16 protein-coding genes and 2 tRNA genes are annotated in these 20,891 nt (G+C 48.0%); 13 read left to right on the forward strand and 5 right to left on the reverse strand.

The window, feature by feature from the left end; translation table 11 throughout:
* The first annotated feature begins 74 nt into the window (after positions 1 to 74).
* A tRNA-Gln gene (locus HGH92_RS16350) sits at positions 75 to 145 on the forward strand.
* A 48-nt stretch (positions 146 to 193) separates the two neighbouring features.
* On the opposite strand, the gene HGH92_RS16355 is transcribed toward HGH92_RS16350, so the two are convergent.
* Positions 194 to 553 (reverse strand): winged helix-turn-helix transcriptional regulator, encoded by a 360-nt coding sequence (locus HGH92_RS16355; RefSeq protein WP_168871846.1) that lies wholly within the window; start codon positions 551 to 553, stop codon positions 194 to 196.
* Positions 554 to 671: 118 nt separating this feature from the next.
* Here HGH92_RS16355 and HGH92_RS16360 point away from each other — a divergent pair, with 118 nt between their 5' ends.
* The 3 genes from HGH92_RS16360 to HGH92_RS16370 all read left to right on the forward strand — a co-directional run bounded on the left by HGH92_RS16360 (position 672) and on the right by HGH92_RS16370 (position 4,168).
* Complete coding sequence (locus HGH92_RS16360) at positions 672 to 1,424, forward strand: SDR family NAD(P)-dependent oxidoreductase (protein ID WP_168871847.1); 753 nt, start codon at positions 672 to 674, stop codon at positions 1,422 to 1,424.
* Between the two features lie 72 nt (positions 1,425 to 1,496).
* Entirely contained in the window at positions 1,497 to 1,895 is a 399-nt protein-coding gene (locus HGH92_RS16365; protein WP_168871848.1) for an acyl-CoA thioesterase, read from the forward strand.
* A gap of 308 nt (positions 1,896 to 2,203) precedes the next feature.
* Positions 2,204 to 4,168, forward strand: a complete 1,965-nt coding sequence (locus HGH92_RS16370) for a helix-turn-helix transcriptional regulator (protein ID WP_168871849.1) — start codon at positions 2,204 to 2,206, stop codon at positions 4,166 to 4,168.
* Between the two features lie 118 nt (positions 4,169 to 4,286).
* Here the strand turns inward: HGH92_RS16370 and HGH92_RS16375 are convergent, their stop codons facing one another.
* Entirely contained in the window at positions 4,287 to 4,616 is a 330-nt protein-coding gene (locus tag HGH92_RS16375; RefSeq protein ID WP_168871850.1) for a DUF4870 domain-containing protein, read from the reverse strand.
* Positions 4,617 to 4,953: 337 nt separating this feature from the next.
* Here HGH92_RS16375 and HGH92_RS16380 point away from each other — a divergent pair, with 337 nt between their 5' ends.
* The 9 genes from HGH92_RS16380 to HGH92_RS16420 all read left to right on the forward strand — a co-directional run bounded on the left by HGH92_RS16380 (position 4,954) and on the right by HGH92_RS16420 (position 17,380).
* On the forward strand, positions 4,954 to 6,120 hold the full coding sequence (locus HGH92_RS16380; protein WP_168871851.1) for an MFS transporter: 1,167 nt from the start codon (positions 4,954 to 4,956) through the stop codon (positions 6,118 to 6,120).
* A 16-nt stretch (positions 6,121 to 6,136) separates the two neighbouring features.
* Complete coding sequence (locus HGH92_RS16385; protein ID WP_168871852.1) at positions 6,137 to 6,622, forward strand: hypothetical protein; 486 nt, start codon at positions 6,137 to 6,139, stop codon at positions 6,620 to 6,622.
* Between the two features lie 152 nt (positions 6,623 to 6,774).
* A complete protein-coding gene (locus HGH92_RS16390; RefSeq protein WP_168871853.1) occupies positions 6,775 to 7,350 on the forward strand; it encodes an RNA polymerase sigma-70 factor in 576 nt (191 codons plus the stop codon).
* 80 nt (positions 7,351 to 7,430) lie between these two features.
* Complete coding sequence (locus HGH92_RS16395) at positions 7,431 to 8,570, forward strand: FecR family protein (protein ID WP_168871854.1); 1,140 nt, start codon at positions 7,431 to 7,433, stop codon at positions 8,568 to 8,570.
* 72 nt (positions 8,571 to 8,642) lie between these two features.
* A complete protein-coding gene (locus HGH92_RS16400; protein WP_168871855.1) occupies positions 8,643 to 12,008 on the forward strand; it encodes a SusC/RagA family TonB-linked outer membrane protein in 3,366 nt (1,121 codons plus the stop codon).
* Between the two features lie 26 nt (positions 12,009 to 12,034).
* On the forward strand, positions 12,035 to 13,456 hold the full coding sequence (locus tag HGH92_RS16405) for a RagB/SusD family nutrient uptake outer membrane protein (RefSeq protein ID WP_168871856.1): 1,422 nt from the start codon (positions 12,035 to 12,037) through the stop codon (positions 13,454 to 13,456).
* A gap of 8 nt (positions 13,457 to 13,464) precedes the next feature.
* A complete protein-coding gene (locus tag HGH92_RS16410) occupies positions 13,465 to 14,586 on the forward strand; it encodes a TlpA disulfide reductase family protein (RefSeq protein WP_168871857.1) in 1,122 nt (373 codons plus the stop codon).
* 120 nt (positions 14,587 to 14,706) lie between these two features.
* A tRNA-Gln gene (locus tag HGH92_RS16415) sits at positions 14,707 to 14,777 on the forward strand.
* 227 nt (positions 14,778 to 15,004) lie between these two features.
* Entirely contained in the window at positions 15,005 to 17,380 is a 2,376-nt protein-coding gene (locus tag HGH92_RS16420; RefSeq protein ID WP_168871858.1) for an ABC transporter permease, read from the forward strand.
* 5 nt (positions 17,381 to 17,385) lie between these two features.
* Here HGH92_RS16420 and HGH92_RS16425 read toward each other — a convergent pair whose 3' ends face one another.
* From HGH92_RS16425 to HGH92_RS16435, 3 genes are all read right to left on the reverse strand, one after another.
* The gene (locus HGH92_RS16425; RefSeq protein WP_168871859.1) at positions 17,386 to 19,077 is read right to left on the reverse strand and encodes a hybrid sensor histidine kinase/response regulator; all 1,692 of its coding nucleotides are present in this window, start codon (positions 19,075 to 19,077) and stop codon (positions 17,386 to 17,388) included.
* Positions 19,078 to 19,197: 120 nt separating this feature from the next.
* On the reverse strand, positions 19,198 to 19,902 hold the full coding sequence (locus HGH92_RS16430; RefSeq protein WP_168871860.1) for a hypothetical protein: 705 nt from the start codon (positions 19,900 to 19,902) through the stop codon (positions 19,198 to 19,200).
* Complete coding sequence (locus HGH92_RS16435; RefSeq protein WP_168871861.1) at positions 19,902 to 20,768, reverse strand: hypothetical protein; 867 nt, start codon at positions 20,766 to 20,768, stop codon at positions 19,902 to 19,904. Before HGH92_RS16435 ends, HGH92_RS16430 begins: the two co-directional genes overlap by 1 nt.
* Between the last annotated feature and the right edge of the window lie 123 nt (positions 20,769 to 20,891).

Consider the following 20,891-nt stretch of genomic DNA (forward strand, 5'->3'; position numbering starts at 1 on the left):
TTTAAAAATATTGCAAGTTTTTTTTGCAGAAATAAAAAAAGTTATACTTTTGCCATCCCAAACAACGGAGTGATTGCCCAATAGTATAATGGTAGTACGACAGATTTTGGTTCTGTTTGTCTTGGTTCGAATCCAGGTTGGGCAACAAAAAACGAGAAAACCCGCTCATTGAGCGGGTTTTCTCGTTTTTGCATTATAGTTGATATGTCTGACTGTTTTTATTCTCTTTTTCAATTTGCCGGTCTCCCCATTGTCTGAGATATTCTATAAAAGGAATTAACTCTCTCCCTGTTTCTGTCAATGAATATTCTACTTTGGGAGGTACTTCGTGATAGACTTTTCTATTGATTAAATTGTCCGTTTCCAATTCCCGTAAAGTCTGCGTCAGCATCTTTGTGGTAACATCACAAAGTATCCGTTTGAGCGCGCCATAGCGTAATGTCTTATGTTCATGCAAATACCAGAGTATCCTGCCCTTATATTTTCCTCCTATGCGCCTGAAAGCATAATCAACTGAACAAGTCGGCTGACAGGTTTCTGATTTATTTTCCATACAACTAGTTCATTATCAGTAATAGATTCTTTTTGGATACTAAGATACAAAAAAGTACATACTTGCCTTGAAGGTACTAGTCCTATACTTTTGCTTCAAACATTTAAATCACTAGAATATGGAACTGAAACTAAAAAGCAAGGTAATTATTGTCACCGGCGCATCGAAAGGAATTGGGGCAGGAATAGCCAAAGAACTGGCTGCTGCAGGAGCCAGTGTTGTGGTCAATTATGTATCGAACGAAACTGATGCTGGTACAGTTGTAGATTTCATCCGGTCAAAAGGCGGGGTGGCAGTGGCCATCCGGGCGGACGTATCAAAGCAAAAGGACGTTCAACAGTTGTTCAGGCAAGCGATGAATGAATTTGGAAAAATAGACGGCGTAGTGAATAATGCAGGGGTTTATGCTTTTAGCAGCATAGAAGACATAACGGAGGATGTGTTCCGTCGGCAGTTCGATATTAATGTTCTGGGAACGATACTGACTGTTCGGGAATCGCTGAAGTATTTTAAGGATGGAGGTAATATCATCAACATAGGTTCTATGGGAACAAGGAATTTTGATGCCGGTACGGCCGTTTACACCGCCACCAAAGGAGCGGTAGATGCGCTGACCAGCGTGTTCGCCAAGGAACTGGGAAGTAGAAATATCAGGGTGAATTCCATTATTCCGGGTTTGACGGAAACAGAAGGAGCGCATAAAGTCGGCATATTTGAGAGTGGTCTTAGCGAGAAGATTATAGGCAATACTGCTTTAGGCAGACTGGGGCAGCCGGCGGATATCGGGAAAGTGGCTGTTTTCCTGTGTTCTGATGACGCATATTGGATTACAGGCGAAAAAATTGCTGTTTCAGGCGGATATATAATGTAAATAAGCGCAATTGACAGCGGAGGAAGCAGTTAAGAAAATTACCTAGTTTTACATCTTTAAAAACGAGGATGCATGAATTTCTACACACGCAAATGGGTAAAACCAGAAGATCTCAATGCGCATGGTACTTTGTTTGGTGGCAGCTTACTGCGGTGGATCGATGAAGAAGCGGCCATTTATTCCATTATTCAGTTAGGGACAAACCGTTGTGTGACCAAGTACATGTCGGAAATCAATTTTATCAATTCTGCCCGTCAGGGGGATATTGTGGAATTGGGCATTAAGGCGGTACATTTTGGCCGGACATCGCTGACGCTGACCTGTGAGGTACGGAACAAGATCACCCAGAAGAGTATCCTGACCATCGACAAGATCGTGTTTGTGAGTGTGGACGAGAAAGGGCAGCCTACGCCGCATGGCAGAACGAAGATCACTTACACCGATGAACGGCTGCGGGAAGACGAGGAATAGGCATCAGCCTTTTCGATAAACTAAAAATGCAGCAGCGGGGGAACCACTGCTGCATTATCTTTTTTAATCCGTTAAAAAAGAGTGGGTAAACTACAACGGACCAGGCCGGTTAATTATTCGCTCGTGGAGTTCAGCGTGAGGCAGGAGGTTTTTCAATCCAATATCCTTTTCATGGTCACTGCAAATGAACTCTGTGAAGCAAAAGTACTTACCTGTAGCGGATCTTCGGCATTTGTAGCATCTACATGCCTACTACAATCTGTTTTTTTACCTATCTACAAAACCTCTACAAGTTGTATTTTTGACGCATGAACCATATCCTAAAATTGAGGCTGACAATAGTGTTTGTAGCCCTGTTCTCCCTGCTGACGGCCGGTAGTTTTGCACAAACGGTACGGGATTCCCTGCAAAAGGTGTTGCAACAGCCGGGACTTACACCGGAAGAGCAGGTGATGACCCGGATCAGAATGGGAAGGGCATTGGTGGACGGCAGCCGGAAAGATGCCATTGCCAGTACACAAACGGCCTTGCAGATGAGCCGTACACTTAAAGACCGTAAATATGAAGCACTGGCGCATTCCGCGCTGGTGTCGCTGGAATATACCGCAGAAGACACGGCCCTGGCGTCGCATCACCTGGACAGCGCCTTCCTGTTTGCCCGCGAGTCGGGCGACCAGCTGACACTGGCCAGTGTATGGTACCGCAAAGGATGGCTGGAAAACCGTACCGGGAAGCCTCATGAAGCCGTGAAAAGTTTCCAGGAGTCGCTGAAGCTGGGCAAAGGCCTGCCCGGCAACATCTACGAAACCAACGTATATTATAACCTGGCCTCTATTTATGCCGACTGGAATGACACTGAAACCCAGTACCGCTATGCGAAAGCTTGCCTGGCTTCTGCCCTGACACGTTCTGACCCGGACGATATCTGTAATGGTTACCAGGCCATGGCCACCAGTTTTGAATACCAGTTTAACGGTGATAACAGCAAACGGGAGTTGCTGGATTCTGCTCTTTATTACAACCGCAGGGCCATTGCCATTTATGAAGCCAATGCGCCAAGTATCAGCTTTCATAGTATGGTCGCGCTGCTGGCACTGAACACCGCCAATTTGTATGACCAGTATTTTCCGCGTACCTACCGCGACAGCGCCCAGCATTACCTGGACATTGCCCTGAAGATCGGTAAAGAGACCGATCAGCAGGAAGTGGTGGCCAGCTGCTATGGTATGATGAGCACCTTCGCCTCAAATGACGGGAACTACAACCGGGCATCAGACCTGCTGCTGGCCGGATTGATAGCGCTGAAAACCTATCCCGCGCCGGACAACCGGCTGATGGCCCACCTGATGGAAGCTTTGTCAGAGGTGGCAGAGAAGAAGGGCGACTTGCCCAAGGCGCTGGAATATGCCCGGGAATACAGTAAGTATTACGCCAAAGCCTTTGATGTGGACCGTATGGCCATCGCCAAAAAGCTGGAAGCCCAGTACCAGGCGCGGCAACGGGAGCAGGAGCTGGTGACGTTGCAGGAAAAAGCAGCGTTTAACCGCAAACTAAATATTGTATATATCGGATTGATCATAGCCTGCCTGGTGGCGTTGTTGTACCTGTTCCGTTCCTACCATTTCCGTTTGCAGTCGACCATACAGCAGCAGAAGCTGCTGGAGAAGGAAAAGCAGGACGGCGTGCTGCAAATACGCCTGAAGGAAGAAGAGGCCCTGCGCCTGCAGCTGGAAAAGCAGGAAGCAGAATTACAGGCCCGCTTACAGGCGGAGGAAGCCGCACGTCTGCAGGCGGAACAACAGTTGATACAAACCCAGAAGGAGCAATTGCAGAAAGACCTGCTGGCGGGCACCTTACAGGTGGAACAGAAAAATGAGCTGCTGGAATCGCTCCAGGAAAAGCTCAAAGAGAAAGCCGTACAACCTGACCTGGCCAAACAGATCACGCGTATGATTGAGACGCACAAGCGGATGGACAAAAATTTTGAGACTACCCGCACGGAATTTGAGAATATCCACCCGGAATTCTTCCGGAAGCTACAGGAAAAAGCCGGCAACAGTCTCACCAAACTGGATTTGAAGCATTGTTCCTACATATCGATCGGATTGTCTACCAAGGAAATTGCTTCACACCTGGGCGTAGCACCAAAAAGTATCCTGATGTCGCGGTACCGTATCAAACAAAAGCTGGGACTGGGCAAGGAAGAAGGGCTGGATGCCTACCTGATGGCCTGGAGAGAAAATAACCCGCTGACGGAAGACGCAGCGGGTTAAAGGAATTGGGGCCGGATGAGTTTGGGGGCAGGATGAACCTGGGGTTTGGATGAAATGGGGCCTGGATGAAATGGGGTTTGGATGAAACCGGGGTTATGGATGAATTGTTCGGGCAAGTCTATTGTTGGAGGAAAACAAAACGGTTTTCAAAAAACCTTCCGATAACCGGTACCGGCTTTTGTACGCCGCTGTTGGCATTGATAATACCAAATACCATAAATATCAGCGGCAGCAGGCCCAGTACAGAGAAAACCGCAGACAGCGCGGGGATAATGCTCAACAGGATGCCCGCGGCCGCAGACCATAACAGGCTTGCTACTGCCAGGCCGAGCGCCTGTTCCAGATGGTAGTTAACAAAAGTGTCTTTGCTCTCCTTATTTTTTACATATGCGATAATCCATCCGATGATCGTAATGTAAGCGACGATAGCCCATTGTTTTGTCTTCATAGTTGCGCTGATGTGTTGATAATTAAAAAATGATAAAAGGATAAAATGGAAACAGCACAAAGGTAGGGCGGCGTAAAATCGTTCCTGCTTTTGTAGATACTACAGTGGGTCTACAGGCCGTGATGAAGGGTATCTACAAAAGATCTACAGGTGCTGTAATGATTTGATTTCCATATTTTTATATCTATTATTCTGATATATACCTTTCTGCTCCACCATTGTTTTTCATCTTCAGTTTACTACCGGCTTACCTTTTTGTTAGTTGCATACAATTGACTGTAGCTGCTGCTGCGGATAGATCTGCGATTTAATTTCGTTGGCAAAAGGAACATATTCCATGAAGAAATTAGCATATATCGGTTGTCTGGGCGTAATTGGCATTATCACTACAGAATTTGGCATTATCGGGATATTGCCGCAGGTAGCGGCCCACTATCATATTACTATTGACAAGGCAGGTGTATTGTTGAGCGCCTTTGCGCTGGTAATTGCGTTGACCGGCCCGGTGGTGACGCTGTTAACATCCGGGGTGGACCGGAAGAAACTGATGTTATCATCAATGGGATTGTTTGTGCTCTCCACATTGGGATCTGTGATGGCGCCGCCGTTCTGGCTGTTGCTGTTGTTACGCATACTACCGGCTTTTCTGCAACCGGTGTTTATATCCAACGCCATAGCCGCGGCGGTGGCAGTGGCGCCGCCGAAACAGTCCCACCGCATGATGGCTATTATCATGGGCGGCATCAGTATTGCCACTGTGACAACAGTGCCCCTGTCCACCTGGCTGGCGGGCCGTTTCAACTGGCAGACAGCCTTTATGATGCAGGCAGGGGTGAGCATCGTCGCGTGGCTGAGTATTTGGTTGCTGCTGCCGCCCATGCCGTTGAAAGAGAAAAAATCCTATGGTGATCAGCTGATGATTTTAAAACGGGGAGATTTCCTGCTTACTTCTTTTATCAATTTTATGATGATCGCCGCCTGGTTCAGCACCTATAGTTATTTCGCGGACTATCTCGGCCAGGAGAAACGGATGAGCGGGACGATGATCAGCAGCATGATGTTGTTGTTCGGTATTACCGGTGTGGCGGGCAACTGGCTGACGGGAAAAGTGATTGGCCGGCATATGGTGACGGTGACGTTATTGTTGCTTAGTGGCACGATCATCATTCCGTTTGGCCTGGCATGGTGCGGATATGAGGGTGCGGCGGTGACAGGTGTCATCGCGTTGTGGGGACTGTTGTACGCGCCGTCCATTCTGGCGGGAGCGGTCAATATGATCTCATCTGCACCGGACGCGCTGGAATTTGCCAACAGCCTGTCCGTGTCTACCGGTAATCTCGGGGTGTCGGTGGGCACCGCCGTGAGCGGCATGGTGATAGCGACACATAGTGTGGCTTATGCGCCATGGGTAGGGATGGTTTTTGGTGTGGTGGCCATCATGGCTGTACTGCTGCGGGCCTTTCTCCGCACGCGGACATCGGCGCCGGCATGCGTGGCACAATGATTGTGTCCATGCCGGTATGAAAAATTCCATTCTTTCCACATTAGTACGGGCCGTTGGCCTGGGTATGGTGTCGGGCATGCGCAGTGCCATGGGACCCGCTTTTGCGAGCCAGTATGCCAACCGCCATCCGTCGCGGCAGCTGAAAGGCAGCCCGTTGGGTTTTATGCAGCGGGAAAATGTGATGCGTGGCCTGCAGACGATTGCTGCCGGTGAAATGGTAGTCGACAAAGTGCCCGGTATAAAAGACCGTATCGCCCCGGGTGTACTGGCGGGGAGGGCCGCAGCCGGCGGCCTGGCGGGGGCCACCCTGTACCAGGCCAGCGGAGACAAAGCCTGGCGGGGCGAGCTTATAGGCGCCGCGGCCGCTGTGGCTGCATCTTACGCCTTTTTCTTTCTGCGTAAATATGCCGGTAAAAAATATAAGGTGAAAGACGGTTTCGCCGGCGGCATGGAAGACCTTCTGGCTGTAGGTATTGGTGTTGGCGCTACTGCCGGAAAATAGCTATTCGTATATCCTTTTGCGTTATATTGCCGGTCCCGGCAGTAATATATGTGTTTGTACATCCATAAAGAACCTGGCCCTGCTGCCCACCAAGGGTAGCGGGGCTTTTGATTTTAATTTATATATTTGGAGTATTCCTTTCCAATATTAATTTGAACCAACTGGACCAATCGGAGAATCATTCCTGGGAGCAACTGCAACGCGATCCGGCCGCTTTTGAACGATTTTTTAAAAGTACGGCGGCGGGTTTGTGTACCTATGCCTTCCGTATTGTAAAGGATAAACAGGCAGCGGAGGATATCGTCCAGGATTTTTTTTCCCGTTTATGGCAAAAGCGCAGCCAGATCAGTATGCAGGCGCCTCCCCGGCGCTACGCCTACCGGGCCGTACATAACGCCTGTCTGAATTATTTAAGGGACAACCATCTTATTTCCAATGATGCGCTGCCGGAAAATATGCCGGCAGAAGAAGACGCCATAGAGCGGGAATTGCAGTTGCAGTATCGCGTACAACAGCTGGAACGCGTAATTGCCGGGTTGCCACAGCAATGCAGGATTGTATTTGAAAAAGTATGTTTGGAACAAAAGAAATATAAAGTAGTGGCGGAAGAACTGGGAATATCTGTATTTACCGTCAGAAACCAGGTAGCGAAAGCCTATGATATATTAAGGAATAATATTCTCTGGGAGCTGATCTGCCTGCTGGTGCTGGATTTGCTGGCGGGGTAAAAAAATTTTCAAAAAAAATCCCATACAGGCGTAGTACATTTTAAAACTATTCGTGTCATCATAACAACGGCCCTTCATCCATGGAACAGGCAGACATTCACATATTATCGGCAATACTGAGCGGAGAGCTTCAACCGGAAGATCCTGTGGTCCAGTCCTGGTTACAGGAGGACCCTGCCAGGGCTGTACTGTTGGAAGAACCGGAGCAATTGCGTGAAGTGGTGGAAGCCTGGCGTTTGCAACAGACTTTTGACACCGACAACATGTGGGCGCGTGTTACGCAGGAAGCTGAAGCTGCGCCAACAGCAGTGCGACAGCGTTATGTTCTGATGCGCTGGCGCGCCGCTGCAGCTGTTTTACTGCTGGCAGCAGGCGCTTACTGGTTTATGCAGCGGACAAAAAAGGCGGCGCCGGCAGTAGACGTCCTGGCCGTTGCCCAACAGAAACCTGCCGGCAATTTTGCCATCTTACAGGCAGGCGGGGAAGAAGTATCATTGCAGGGAAAAGACAGCAGTTTTATGATGGGGGGCAACCGTGTAGATGTCCGCAATGGCCGTATGCAAGTGGCGACAGGGAAACCGGAGCAATATACCCTTCGTACCCCACGGGGGGCCAATTACCAGGTGCAATTGCCTGACGGCTCCAAAGTGTGGCTGAACGCCCAGTCCAGCATCGATTACCCTTCTGTTTTTACAGGTAATGAGCGCATGGTAACGGTGACGGGGGAAGTTTATTTTGAAGTGGCAGCCAAAGCGGAACAACCTTTTGTGGTGCATGCAGGCCGGCAGGAAATAACAGTGCTCGGAACGGCGTTTTGTGTCCGCCGTTATGAAGAAGAACAACAAGGGCTTACAACGCTGGTCAGTGGAAAAGTTAAAGTGCAGGCGGTGGGGAAAGAGCAGGTATTACAGCCAGGCCAGCAGGCCGTTGTGACCGGTGACCAGCTACAGATAACACCGGTGGACACAGAAGATTTCACTTCGTGGAAAGACGGATGGATACGCTTCCGCAATAAACCGCTGACAGTCATATTACAGGCCATTTCAAGATGGTATGATATCGATATAAAGGCAGATGAACAACAACTAACAGGACAGTATTTTACTTGTTATATTAATAAGGAACAGGGACTGGGAGAATGCATTCAGTCGTTAAATAACAGCACCAACCAATTTTCGTTTTCGTTGCAGGGATCAACCATAACCGTAACAAAAAAATAGTCTGTGGGTATTTAGCACTCAGCTGATTTTTATTAACCAAAATTAATAGTGATGAAACTAAAGGGGACACCTATGCCTTTTCACAAGGGCTGGTCACTACATTTCCATGCCGTATTGCTCTGTTGCTGTCTGACTGTTTTCGCAGGAACAGCAACTGTGAGCGCCCAGTCGCCCAAAACCACCATTACTTTGTCAGTGAAAGACAGAAGCGTTAAAGCTGTCTTAAAAGAGATTCAACAGAAGACCTCCTATGAATTTTTTTACAGTGATACAGAAGTAGACCTGAGCCGGCACATTTCTGTGGACCTGCAACAGGTGTCGCTACAGGAAGCGTTGCAGGCTGTATTGGGGAAACAGTACAACTGGCGTATTCAGGGGAAAAATGTGTATATCACTACCCTGCAGCCTGCAAAACGGAATCATCAGGATAACACACCTGACCAGTCAGCAGATAACCAACTGGTAAATGGCATCGTAACTACCGTTTCCGGCACACCGTTGACGGGTGTGACCATCCGGGTGAAAGGTACTGGTAATGGTGCTGTAACAGACGGCAGTGGTTATTTTCAATTGTATGCCGCCAAAAACCGGCAGCTGGATTTTTCTTTCATCGGCTATGACAGCCGGCAGATAAAAACAGATACCGTTAGCGGGCCGTTATATATAACGTTAGCGGAAACACCACGTGCGCTGAACCAGGTAGTGGTCACAGGATATAGCAACAAACGCCTGGGAGAGCTTACCGGTGCTGTATCGCAGGTGACAGCCGAAGATCTGCAAACCACTACCACACAATCCATCTTCGATAATTTACAGGGCAAAGTGGCCGGTATGAACGTATCGCTCAGTGGCAGCAATACCGGTTCCAATACCTCCTCCACTATTGTCATCCGTGGTAAAGGCTCTATGGGCTATAATGCCACGCAGCCGCTGGTAGTGATCGATGGTATTATCCAGGAATATATCAGTGACAGAGATCCGTTGAGCAATATTTCTCCTGCCGATGTGGCTTCGGTTACCGTATTAAAAGATGCTGCTTCCGCAGCGTTATATGGGTCCAGGGCCGCCAACGGCGTACTGGTGATCACAACGAAACGCGGTAGCGGTGCCGGTGTTGGCACGAAGATCGGGGCCAGTGTTACCTATGGCGCCAACAAAGCGTCCCGTGGAAAGTTCCGGGTGATGAACAGCCGGGAGCGCTTCGATCTGCAGCAGCAGATTTATCGCAACCAGTATATGGATGCCAATCCTGGTGCCAGTGAGACAGCGGTCAATAATTATGTGCATTCCATGGTGCCTGACAGTGTGTTGAAATATGATACCAACTGGCCCGATCTGTTTCTGCGGACCGGCCAGACACAGGATTACAACGTCTGGATTTCCGGCGGCGACCAGCGGGTGAAGTATTACGCCTCCGGCGATTATTTTAATGAAGTGGCTCCTTTGGTAACGGACAGCTACCGGAAATATAACTTTCGTTTTAATGTGGATTTTCAGGCTACAGAACGGTTGTCTCTTTCCACCAATGCCAGCATTTCCAATTCCAATGGTAAGTCGGGCGGCTTTTATACACCTTACAGCGATGCATTTAATATTATGCCATGGGACACGCCTTTTTATAGTGATGGCACCCCCAAAGTTGGCGGCCCTAATGAAAAGGGCTGGTACAGCGGTAGTAACTTCAACCCTATGTATGGAAAGGGTTTGAGCGATGCCACTACCAAAGCTACCATTGGCGCTTTTGATTTGAATTTGCGTTACAAGCTGACCAACTGGCTTAGTTTTAGTTCACGCAACCGGTACAGCTTTACTAACATGGAAAGGGAGAGGTACTCTGATCCGGCAGACCCCACCAGTTTTTTCAACACACGTGGCGGCTACTATTCCCTGGCTCCCGGCAATACCAATAATATTATCACCACAGAGATGTTGCAGGTTGATAAATCCTTCAACCGGCATCATATTTCCGGCCTGGCTGCATTTGAGTTTAACCAGGTGATTGTTAAAAACGACAACGCTTCCGTAAACGGGCTGAAGCCCGGTATACGCGCTATCAGTGCGGGAGACCCTGCTACCTTGACGTTCGTCAATACCATTAGTGAAACAGCTTACCTGTCTCTTTTTTCCGAATTAAACTATAGCTATGACGGAAAATATTTCGCCACGGCCAGCTTCAGAAGGGATGGCTCATCCAAGTTCGGACAAAACAACAAGTATGGCAATTTCTATGCTTTCAGCGGCGCATGGCAATTAAATAAAGAGAACTTCCTGCGTAGCGCAAAAAATATCGACCTGCTGAAGCTCCGCCTCAGCTATGGTGTTTCGGGGAATGATCTGCCACTGGGGGCCTATCAGTATCTCACTCTGTACCGTTATATAACCGGCACCGATATATATGACCGTCAGAGCGGCACCCTGCAAAACTCACAAGGAAATCCTGATCTGCATTGGGAAATGCAGTACACCACCAATATCGGCATTGATGCGGGTTTCCGGGACAGGGTAACCGTTTCAGTGGACCTGTATAACAAACTGAATAAAGGGCTGCTGCTGAGTGTTACACCACCGGCTACCAGTGGCGGTAATACCTATTACCGTAACATTGGCCGCATCCGCAACCGAGGCGTAGAAGTAACGATGAACACCCGGCAGTTTAAGAACACAGCCGTGAAATGGTCCACAGACCTGACTTTTGCGTACAATACCAACAAGGTGCTGGGATTGCAGTCAGGCGCCAGTTTGCTGTACAGAGGTCAATATAGCGGTACCGCAGACATAGTGGGCAGTCCGATGGGAAGTTACTACATGCCGGTATTTGCTGGTGTAGACCCTAACACAGGGGCGTCCCGCTTTGAAATGCTGGAAAAAGACGCCAGCGGCAACTTTACCGGAAAAGTAAACTACACCAACAATCCCGGTGAAGCCACACTGCAGGTATTGGGTAACAGCAATCCCAAATACATTGCCGGTATGTCGAATAATCTCACCTATAAAAATTTTAACCTGAGCGTGATGCTGAGTTATTTTGGTGGCCTTAAAATGCTGAACCGTACCCGTGCTAACCTTGACCTGGACGGTGCAGACGTTCAAAGCAACAACGCCGCTCCTGCGGCGGGGCAGGTAAGATGGCAACATCCCGGTGACATCGCTGATCTGCCGAGGGCCGGCAACAAGGTCGATGATTATTTCCCTACATCCAGATATGTGGAAGATGGCAGCTTTCTGCGGTTGAAAAATGTGAGGTTGGGTTATGCATTCACTGAGAAGGTGGCGAAGAAGCTGAGCGTATCTAAAATCAATGTTTTTGTTTCCGGAGACAATCTGGCCACCTGGACGAAGTTCACCGGCATGGACCCGGAGAACAACTTTGGAGAAGAGAATGCAGGCAAGATCCCTTTGCCCAAAAGATTCCTTGCAGGGGTACAGGTAACATTTTAATCTAAACACCGTAAAAACAAATGGCTATGAATATAAAACGGTTAAGCATCATTGGTATTACTTCGTTTATGCTGATCTGTTCCTGCAAAAGTGCATTGGACCTCAAGCCTAAAACCGATCTGGATGTTGAAAAGGCGTTGACAGGTTATGAAAACCTGAAAGCGGCGTTAAGTGGCGTGTATTCATTGGTGAACAACTATAAGTACTACGGTCCTTACCTGAACCTGGTAGAGCTGAGCACCGATAACGTGGAAGTGATGAAAGCCGGGAATAACGCGACTACCGCCGGTATTGAATGTTATTCGTTTAAGCGTACCGCTTCCATGATGGACATCCAGGCGTGGCAGAACGCTTATAAACCTATCTATCACGCCAATATGGTGATCAATGCCATAGCAGACAATGCTGCGCCCAATCTGTTGCAGTTAAAGGGGGAAGCCCTTTTCCTGCGTGCCATGTTGCATATGCAGCTGGTACAGGCATTTGGCAGGCCATATGTGCAAAACGGAGGCAGCAATCCGGGAGTGCCCTATATGGTTTCTACTGATCCGGCCTTGCTGCCGTTCAGAAATACCGTGAAAGAAGTGTATGCGCTTGCTGCTGCTGACTATGAAAAAGCAGCCGGCATGCTTTCTGAAACGAAGTCCAACGCCTATGCCGGCAAAACCGCTTGCTGGGCTGCCCTTGCCGATCTGTACCTGAATGCAGGGGATAATGCCAAAGCGCTCACCTATGCGGAAAAGGTCATCAACAGTAATCAATATTCGCTGGTGACCGGCAGCAATTATCTCACTTATTTCTCTACAGACCACAGCGGCGCAGCAGACAAAGAAACCATCTTTACCATTAAAAGCGTGGACGGGCAGGGCAAAGGGTTCTATGGCCTGGGCTATAGTTATACGCAAACAAAGTATGCCGCGGTTTCCGTGCCCCTGCTGAGTTTACTCAACGAAACAACGGGGGATGTGAGGCTGGCATTTTATACTAAGTTGCCTACCGCCAGCGGTGACAGGTATTTCACCAACAAGTTCATACAGAACGGCAACCCTGCGGTAAGTTCACCGGTAATTTATCGTTTGGCCGATATGTACCTGATACGCGCAGAAGCCAATGCTGCCGCCAATCCACAGGCAGCGCTGGACGATGTGAACCTGTTGCGTAAGCGTGCAGGCATTACCGGTAGTGGCCTGTATCAGCTGTCCGATCTTCATGGCCGGGCTAATGTGCTGCAGGTGGTACTGGATGAAGAAAGAATGGAGTTTGCCTTTGAGAACGGCCGTCGACGCGCCGCCTTGCTGCGCAACGGTTTGCCGGTTATCCGGGATTATGCCGGCAGCACAGTGCCGGGCAGTCATATTAACATTCCGGCCACAGACAACAGTATGATCTACCCGATCCCTGCAACAGAAGTTACTGTCAATCCCAATCTTACTCAAAATCCGTTTTAATCCGTCATATGAAAAAGATCACCACCACTATCATCGGGTGTATGGCGCTTACCGCCTTCACTTATGCCCAGGAGAAAAAACCTTTCGTGCTGCATGGGAAAATTGCCGGCCAGCCTGACGGTAAACTTTACGTGAGTTATGAAGATGTTGCCGGGAACAGAAATTTTGATTCCATTGCGTTGAAAAATGGCGGCTTCACACTCAAAGGGGAAATTGCCGGTACGGCTGTAGCTTATGTCCGCAATGCAAACCGGGACGCGAGTCCCGGCCTGGTGGTGCTGACGCCCGGCACGCAGCAGCTCGCCGCCGCAGGAAATAAAATCAGTCTGGCCAAAGTGACCGGGAACAATGCCAATGCCGGCGTAGAGGAGTTACAGCAGGATAAAACGCTCATTCAACAGCAACATCAATCGAGGCTGGATTCCATGCGGAATGAGAAAGATCACGAAGCCGCCGCCGCTATCCGCGAAAGACTGGCGCCTTTTTTTGAGGCAAATGACCAGGCAGACTATCACTATTTCCGGAAATATCCTACGTCCGTGCTGACAGCTTACCTGTTGCGCTACCATGTGGCAGACCTTCCGCTGGACACCCTGCAGCACTACTATGATAAACTGGGCGCAACCACACAACAGACCGCCTTCGCCAAACTTATCGCCGATGAGATCAACATGCTTCGTCATGGTTCGCCGGGGGCTATCGCCACAGATTTTACCGCAAAGGACATACAAGGCAAAGAACTATCACTGCACGACTACAAAGGCAAATATGTGCTGCTCGACTTTTGGGCCAGCTGGTGTGTGCCCTGCCGCAAAGGAAATCCTCATCTCAAAGAACTGTACCGACGTTACCAGTCCAAAGGCTGGGAAATCATCGGCGTCTCTGACGACGACAGAAACCAGAACGCCTGGAAAGCAGCCGTAGCCAAAGACGACCTGCCCTGGAAACATGTGCTGAGAGGCCTTGACATGTCCCGGTTGAAGGATAATCCTAATGATATTTCAAACAAATATGGTATTCATTCGTTGCCCACAAAAATCCTGATCGATCCCAAAGGCGTGATCATAGGGCGTTACGGCAGCGAAGGCGATGAGCTGGACAAGAAACTGAAAGAGATATACGGAGAATAAGCAAAAACCAACCAGTGTGAAAAGGCTGATCGGCAGGGCCGTTCAGCCTTTTTTTAAAGAATTTTTTTTCGATAGTTGTTTTTTATAAAAAAAATTCTACTTTTGCGACCCATTGGTGATTGCCCAATAGTATAATGGTAGTACGACAGATTTTGGTTCTGTTTGTCTTGGTTCGAATCCAGGTTGGGCAACAAAAAAGAGAGTAACTACCTCCCATTGAAAACTCTCAAAAATCTCAAGACCGCTACAAATATGTAGCGGTTTTTTTATTTCCCGTTATCAAAACCAATTGTCCATAAACGAACAGGGTGCGTTAAAACCGGACAACAGAACTTTCTGTAGTGTATTGATTATCATTTGTTTGTTGCAATGGCATTTTATTGGTGCCCTGGAAGTATCTTTCAAAAAAACGTCCCCCATGTTTCGTAATTATCTAAAAACCGCCTGGCGTAATGTACTTAACAATAAAGTCTACAGCACGCTCAATATTTTGGGGTTGGGTACCGGTATGGCCGTGGGTTTGCTGATCACCCTGTGGGTGATAAACGAATACTCCTATGATCGTTTTTTACCTGGTCATGAACATCTTTACCAGGTGATGAAGAACAACCCTGACAACAATGGGGGCGTGAGAACGGTGAGTACGGTATCGCTTCCGCTGGTAGATGCCTTGCGGAAAGATATCCCCGGTATTAAATATGTGGCCGTAACAGACTGGCCTATCAATCATGGGCTGATTGCCGGAGACAAAAAACTTTATATCAGGGGCAGCGGTGTGAGCGAGGATTATTTACGGATGTTCCGTTTTACCATGTTGGAAGGAGATGCCGCCAAAGCCTTACAGGACCCGTATTCTATTGTGTTGTGTGCTACTACTGCCAAAACGTTGTTTGGGACAACAGACGCCATCAACAAGATTGTCCGTATCGATAACCAGCACGATTTAAAGGTGACCGGCATTATTCAGGACGTACCGGCCAATTCCACGCTGCAGTTTCAGTACCTGATACCTTTTTCTTACCTGGTACAAACCCAGCCCTGGATGCAGGATGCCCGTAACGATTGGGGCGATAACTCTTCACAGGCTTTTGTGGCGCTGGAACCGGGCGTGTCTTTCGAAAAAGTGTCGGCACAGATAAAAGATATCATTCATCGTTACAGTCCTCGCAGGACAGAGCAGGTTTTCCTGCATCCGATGGACCGGTGGCGGCTTTACAGCAATTTTGAGAATGGGAAGGAGAGTGGCGGTTTTATCACTTATGTGCGGATGTTTACCCTGATAGGGATATTGGTGTTGCTGATTGCCTGCATCAATTTTATTAATCTGTCGACAGCCCGGTCAGAAAAGCGTGCCCGGGAAGTGGGCGTACGTAAGGCTATTGGCTCCGGGCGGCGTGACCTCGTATTGCAGTTCCTGCTGGAATCGCTACTGCTTACCAGCCTGGCCGCGGTATTGAGCATTGGTGTTTTACAACTGGCGTTGCCGGTTTTTAACCGCGTGATTGATGGTGAATTGTCTATCCCTTATCATCAGTTGCCGGCATGGGGCATATTATTGTTGTTCATTGTTGTTACCGCTGTGTTGGCGGGAAGCAGGCCTGCCTTTTACTTGTCTTCCTTTGAACCGGTAAAGGTGTTGAAGGGCGGTCATCAGGCGGGCCGGTCGGCGGTACTTCCCCGTAGAGTATTGGTAGTAGCGCAGTTTGCAGCGTCGGTGGCATTGATCATTAGTACTATCATTATCTATCAACAGATACAATATGCCAAAAAGCGGCCGGTAGGTTACAACACTTCCGGTTTGCTCTACACTTATATCAGCGAGGATATGAAGAAGAACTATCGCGCGCTGCGGGAGGAACTGTTGCAGACCGGTATGGTAGAAAGTGTGGTGAGGGCTTCCAATCCGGTAACGTCCATCTGGTCACGCACGGTGGTGGAAGAATGGAACGGCCGGCAGGGCAATCAGCCGCTGGTGGTGTCGGAAATTGGGATATCACCGGGCTATTTCTCAGCAATGGGCATGCAGCTGAAGGAAGGACGGGATTTTCATGAATTGCAGGCTGCAGATTCGGGTTATGTGATCATCAATGAAGCGGCGGTAAAGCGGATGGGACTTACTGCTCCGGTAACAGGTCAGCATATCAGCTGGCGGGGGAAGGTGCGTGTAGTCATTGCCGGTGTAGTAAAAGATGCAGTGATGGAATCTCCGTTTAAACCAGTGGAACCAGCAGTGTTCACCCACCAGGAAGATGATGCCGCTACCTTGTTGTACCGCTTGTCAGACAAGGCCGATGTACATACAGCGCTGGCGAAGATCACTCCTGTTTTCAATAAATATAATCCGGGATACGCCTACGACTATACGTTTACAGCTGATAGTTACGATAAGAAGTTTAAGCTGGAGGTGCTGTCCGGTAAGCTGGCCGCTGTTTTTGCCACGCTGGCTGTTTTTATTTCCTGTCTGGGCTTATTTGGCCTGGCAGCATTTATGGCAGCGCAGCGTACCCGTGAAATTGCCATCCGTAAAGTGATGGGAGCTTCCATCGTGCAGCTGTGGATGTTGTTATCGAAGGATTTTGTGCTGCTGGTGTTTATTGGTTGTTGTATAGCTGTGCCCGTAGCTTTTTACAGCCTGCAATACTGGCTGGACAAGTACGCCTATCGCATCGATATCGGGCCTGGCGTATTTGTAATAGCGGCCGGTGGTGCATTGGTCATCACCATCTGTACTATCAGCTATCAGACGGTCCGTGCGGCGCTGGTCAATCCGGTAAACAGCCTGAAAGCAGAATAAACCGGTTACATAAAAGGTTTCATCAGTTTTATGCTTGGCAGGTATTTCCGGATCATATCCACCAATTCTTTTCTAGTAAAGGGTTTTAACAGGAAGTCCGTTGCGCCGGCTGCTATAAATTCCTCCTGTTCCTGCAGGAATGTTTCTCCGGAGGAAACAATAGCGGGGATATAGCGGGTGGCGTCATTATCATTGGCTCGCAATGCCCGGAGGAAATTTTTTCCATCCATGACAGGCATTTTACCATCAGTGATGATCAGGTCTGGTGTGATCATCTTCAGCAATTCCAGGGCTTCAGCCCCGTTTTCCGCAAAGTAGGGCACTGCGCCCATGCTTTTAATCGCTGCGCGGAAAGCGGCCTGATTGAGTTTATCATCTTCCAGTACAAGGATAATATAGTCCTGGTATATTTCTTTTACCGGTTCAACATGACCTGCCTCCTGTACTTTATGACCTTCTTTCAGCGGGATGCTCAACGTGAAACTGGTAGTGCTGCCGGAAGCATCGGCGGTAATCGTGCCATTGATTTTTTCCACCAGTTGTTTGGTGATAGACAGTCCCAGTCCGGTGCTTTCCGATTTGTTTTCCCTGTTGGCGTGAGATACAAAGGGAAGGAAGATTTCATTGAGTTGTTCCGGATTCAGCGAACTGATATTGTGTGTTTCAATATGGATTTGCTCACCGGCTTTTAATACATTGAAGCGCACTACCGTGTTTTTGGCGGCGTATTTCAGCGCGTTGGACGCCAGGTTGTTGATGATTTTGCTGAGGATGGTATCGTCGGAGAGGATATATTCCGGTAGTTGGGCATCGTAGTTCAATACCACATTGATTTTCCGGGAAGACGCGATGGGGCGTTGCATCAGTATACATTCGTTGATGCATTCCCGTAGGTTAAAGCTCTCATTTTTTACTTCGTTGAACTGATTTTCTTCTATCTTGGCGAGGTCCAGCTGATTATTGATAATTTCCCTGATCAGGAGGGACGCCACCTGCAGATGTTCCGTTTCCTTACGGATAGCAGTTACCAGCGAGCTGTCATTCAGTTGTGCCACTTTTTCGTTGAGCCCCTCGGCGATACCCATGATAGAGGTCAGCGGCGTCCTGATTTCATGATTGGTTTCCCGCAGGTATTTTGTTTTGGCTTCGGACGCTTTTTTCAGTTCCGCCATCATGGTTCGCACCTGTTTGATATAGAAATAAAGCATGATACCATTGAGCGCCGTACCGGTCAGCACAACGATCAGCCGGATAGCCAGCATGCTGTTGTGGCTGAAAGCGATAGGTTTAAACCAGTGGAACGTATAATTCAGCTCCAGGAGGACGACCATTGCGCCAACATAGGTCCAGAACAGGTTCCGTGTTTTCCTGCTGGTCATCAGCAGATCAGAAGCACCCATGAGGAAGGCGGCAAGCAGGTGTATTTCGGAGATAGGTCCCAGCACGATACCATAAAACACCAGCGCAGCGTCCAATACCACAAAAAATATCAGGATAACCCTATCTATACCGATGCGCCGATGCAGTAATGGCAGGCAGAAAAACAGTATGCCGACAAACAACTCAAGATAAAAAGCCGGTGCAAAATCAATCAGGTAAAACACTGCCATGCCAAGGGTAAGCGATAGCACAGCCAGCAGCAGACAGATCGTATTAAAAAAAGAGACGGGTTTATCGGAATAGGCAGTAAGTTTCATAGTCGTTTTTCATTATTCAAATAGTGGCATGGATAATGTATCCCGAAATTAGTTTTTTCCCGGCATAACAGGGTACATTAAGCGAAAATTTGAATAGCAAATTCAAGCTGTCTGGCTGGGTTAACAGGAGGTATGATGATTGGCACGCCTTGTTTTCACAATGCCCGGAAGATATTTGTTTTTTTGTTGGGTATTTTCAAGTCCCAGGCGTTGATATACTGAACCGCCGATCCCTGGAATAACTTCGCCGAGACTGTTTACTTCGGTATCTTTTGCGAAGTAAAGGAACTCAAATTTGCTGCTGATAGGTTGAGCGAATTCATTTTTAAGGTTGGGTATTGCCTGTTCGAAGAGAACCGGAGATGCAATGATTATTTTTTGCGGGTTAATTCTTTCTATCAGATAAGTCAAATTTGTCTTAACAACACAAGACGTGTTTATGATTGATTTGCAGATAATGAGAATGTCCACATCATCCAACGATTCAATATACTTTTTAATAATCGGAGCAACAGGATAGTCTTTATTTTCAAAAGCATCTGCGCGGGTGTTCCAGAATACAGCCAGGTTGATCTTTGCGGTATGTTGTTCCAGATCATCCAGTATACCTTTAGATAACCAGTCCGCATCTTCAGATGAGCAGGCGAGCGTAATAGTGCTTTGGGAGGATAATTTTTGAGTGTCCCGGATGATGTTTGATAACGCGCCTCCAAGCTGGTAAAAGGCACTGGCATAGTCTTCAATCCCGGTATTCAGGTCTGAAAGCATGTCCAACAGTGATTTTACCTTGGATGAATTTTGTGCGTATGTGCTTAACTGGCGCATTATGAAAGGATTAGAGGTTCCAGTTCGTTGAATGTGGCCGGATGTTCCGCAATAATCTCACTTTCAATATTACGAAATTCCTGAGAATTAATCATATATGGCACAAAGCCACTATCATAGTCCCCATAGTAGTAAGCAAGGTATCCCTGTACAATTTGGTACCTGAAGTTGGGGATAACATCGAGGATAGCAACTAATTGCGGCGATAATGTAAGTACGGTAGCAGATTTGAGAAATATATAGGCGCCCCTTGACTCAATTTTAGCCAGTAAGTGATCGAGGGAAACGTTTTGCCCGCCACTCGCAACCCAGGCTCCTACAAAATGGGAGACCAATGACTGGAGTTTATCTGTATCGGTGGATGCACAAAGTGCTGTTGCTGCCTGCCTGAATACTCTGCAATTCACCACTTGCCTATCAATTGTATTGGACCACGGAAAGTGATACACGGTACACACATTGGTTAGTGTTTTGGCTAGATTGTAATGCATAGACTTGTGTACTTTTCGTTTGGATACGACCAATTCCAGACAAAAATTAACCCCTTTTTTGGTGAGATTATCTTTTTGCTGGTGAAAGTCGTATGATAAAGTACCCGGAGTTGTTCTTTTACCCCAATGCAGCGTATGCGAGGTCCTAAGTTGATAACAAGTTTCATGCGGTTCCCCGGGGATTAGATTTTGTATCCATAAATCATCGACATATCCTCTTCCCTGACTGGATACTACAATGCTGTTTAATTGGGACCTGAACTTTTCCGTTAGCTGCATTATTTTAAAACAGGCAAAACAAGTTTCGTAATCGTTTCCTTTTTTGTTGATTGCTCCCCCGGAATGTTTTCTTCTGAGGTAAAGGCTTTTGGGCATTTATAGCTGAATTGACAGGGTTAATATGGAGATCATGATCTCCCAGGTAAAAATATAAAAAACAGATGGTAAAAAAATTATCATTGCAGATGTGGCAATAAAGGGCATATGTTATTGATCCTT

Source organism: Chitinophaga varians, assembly GCF_012641275.1.
GTDB lineage: Bacteria > Bacteroidota > Bacteroidia > Chitinophagales > Chitinophagaceae > Chitinophaga > Chitinophaga varians_A.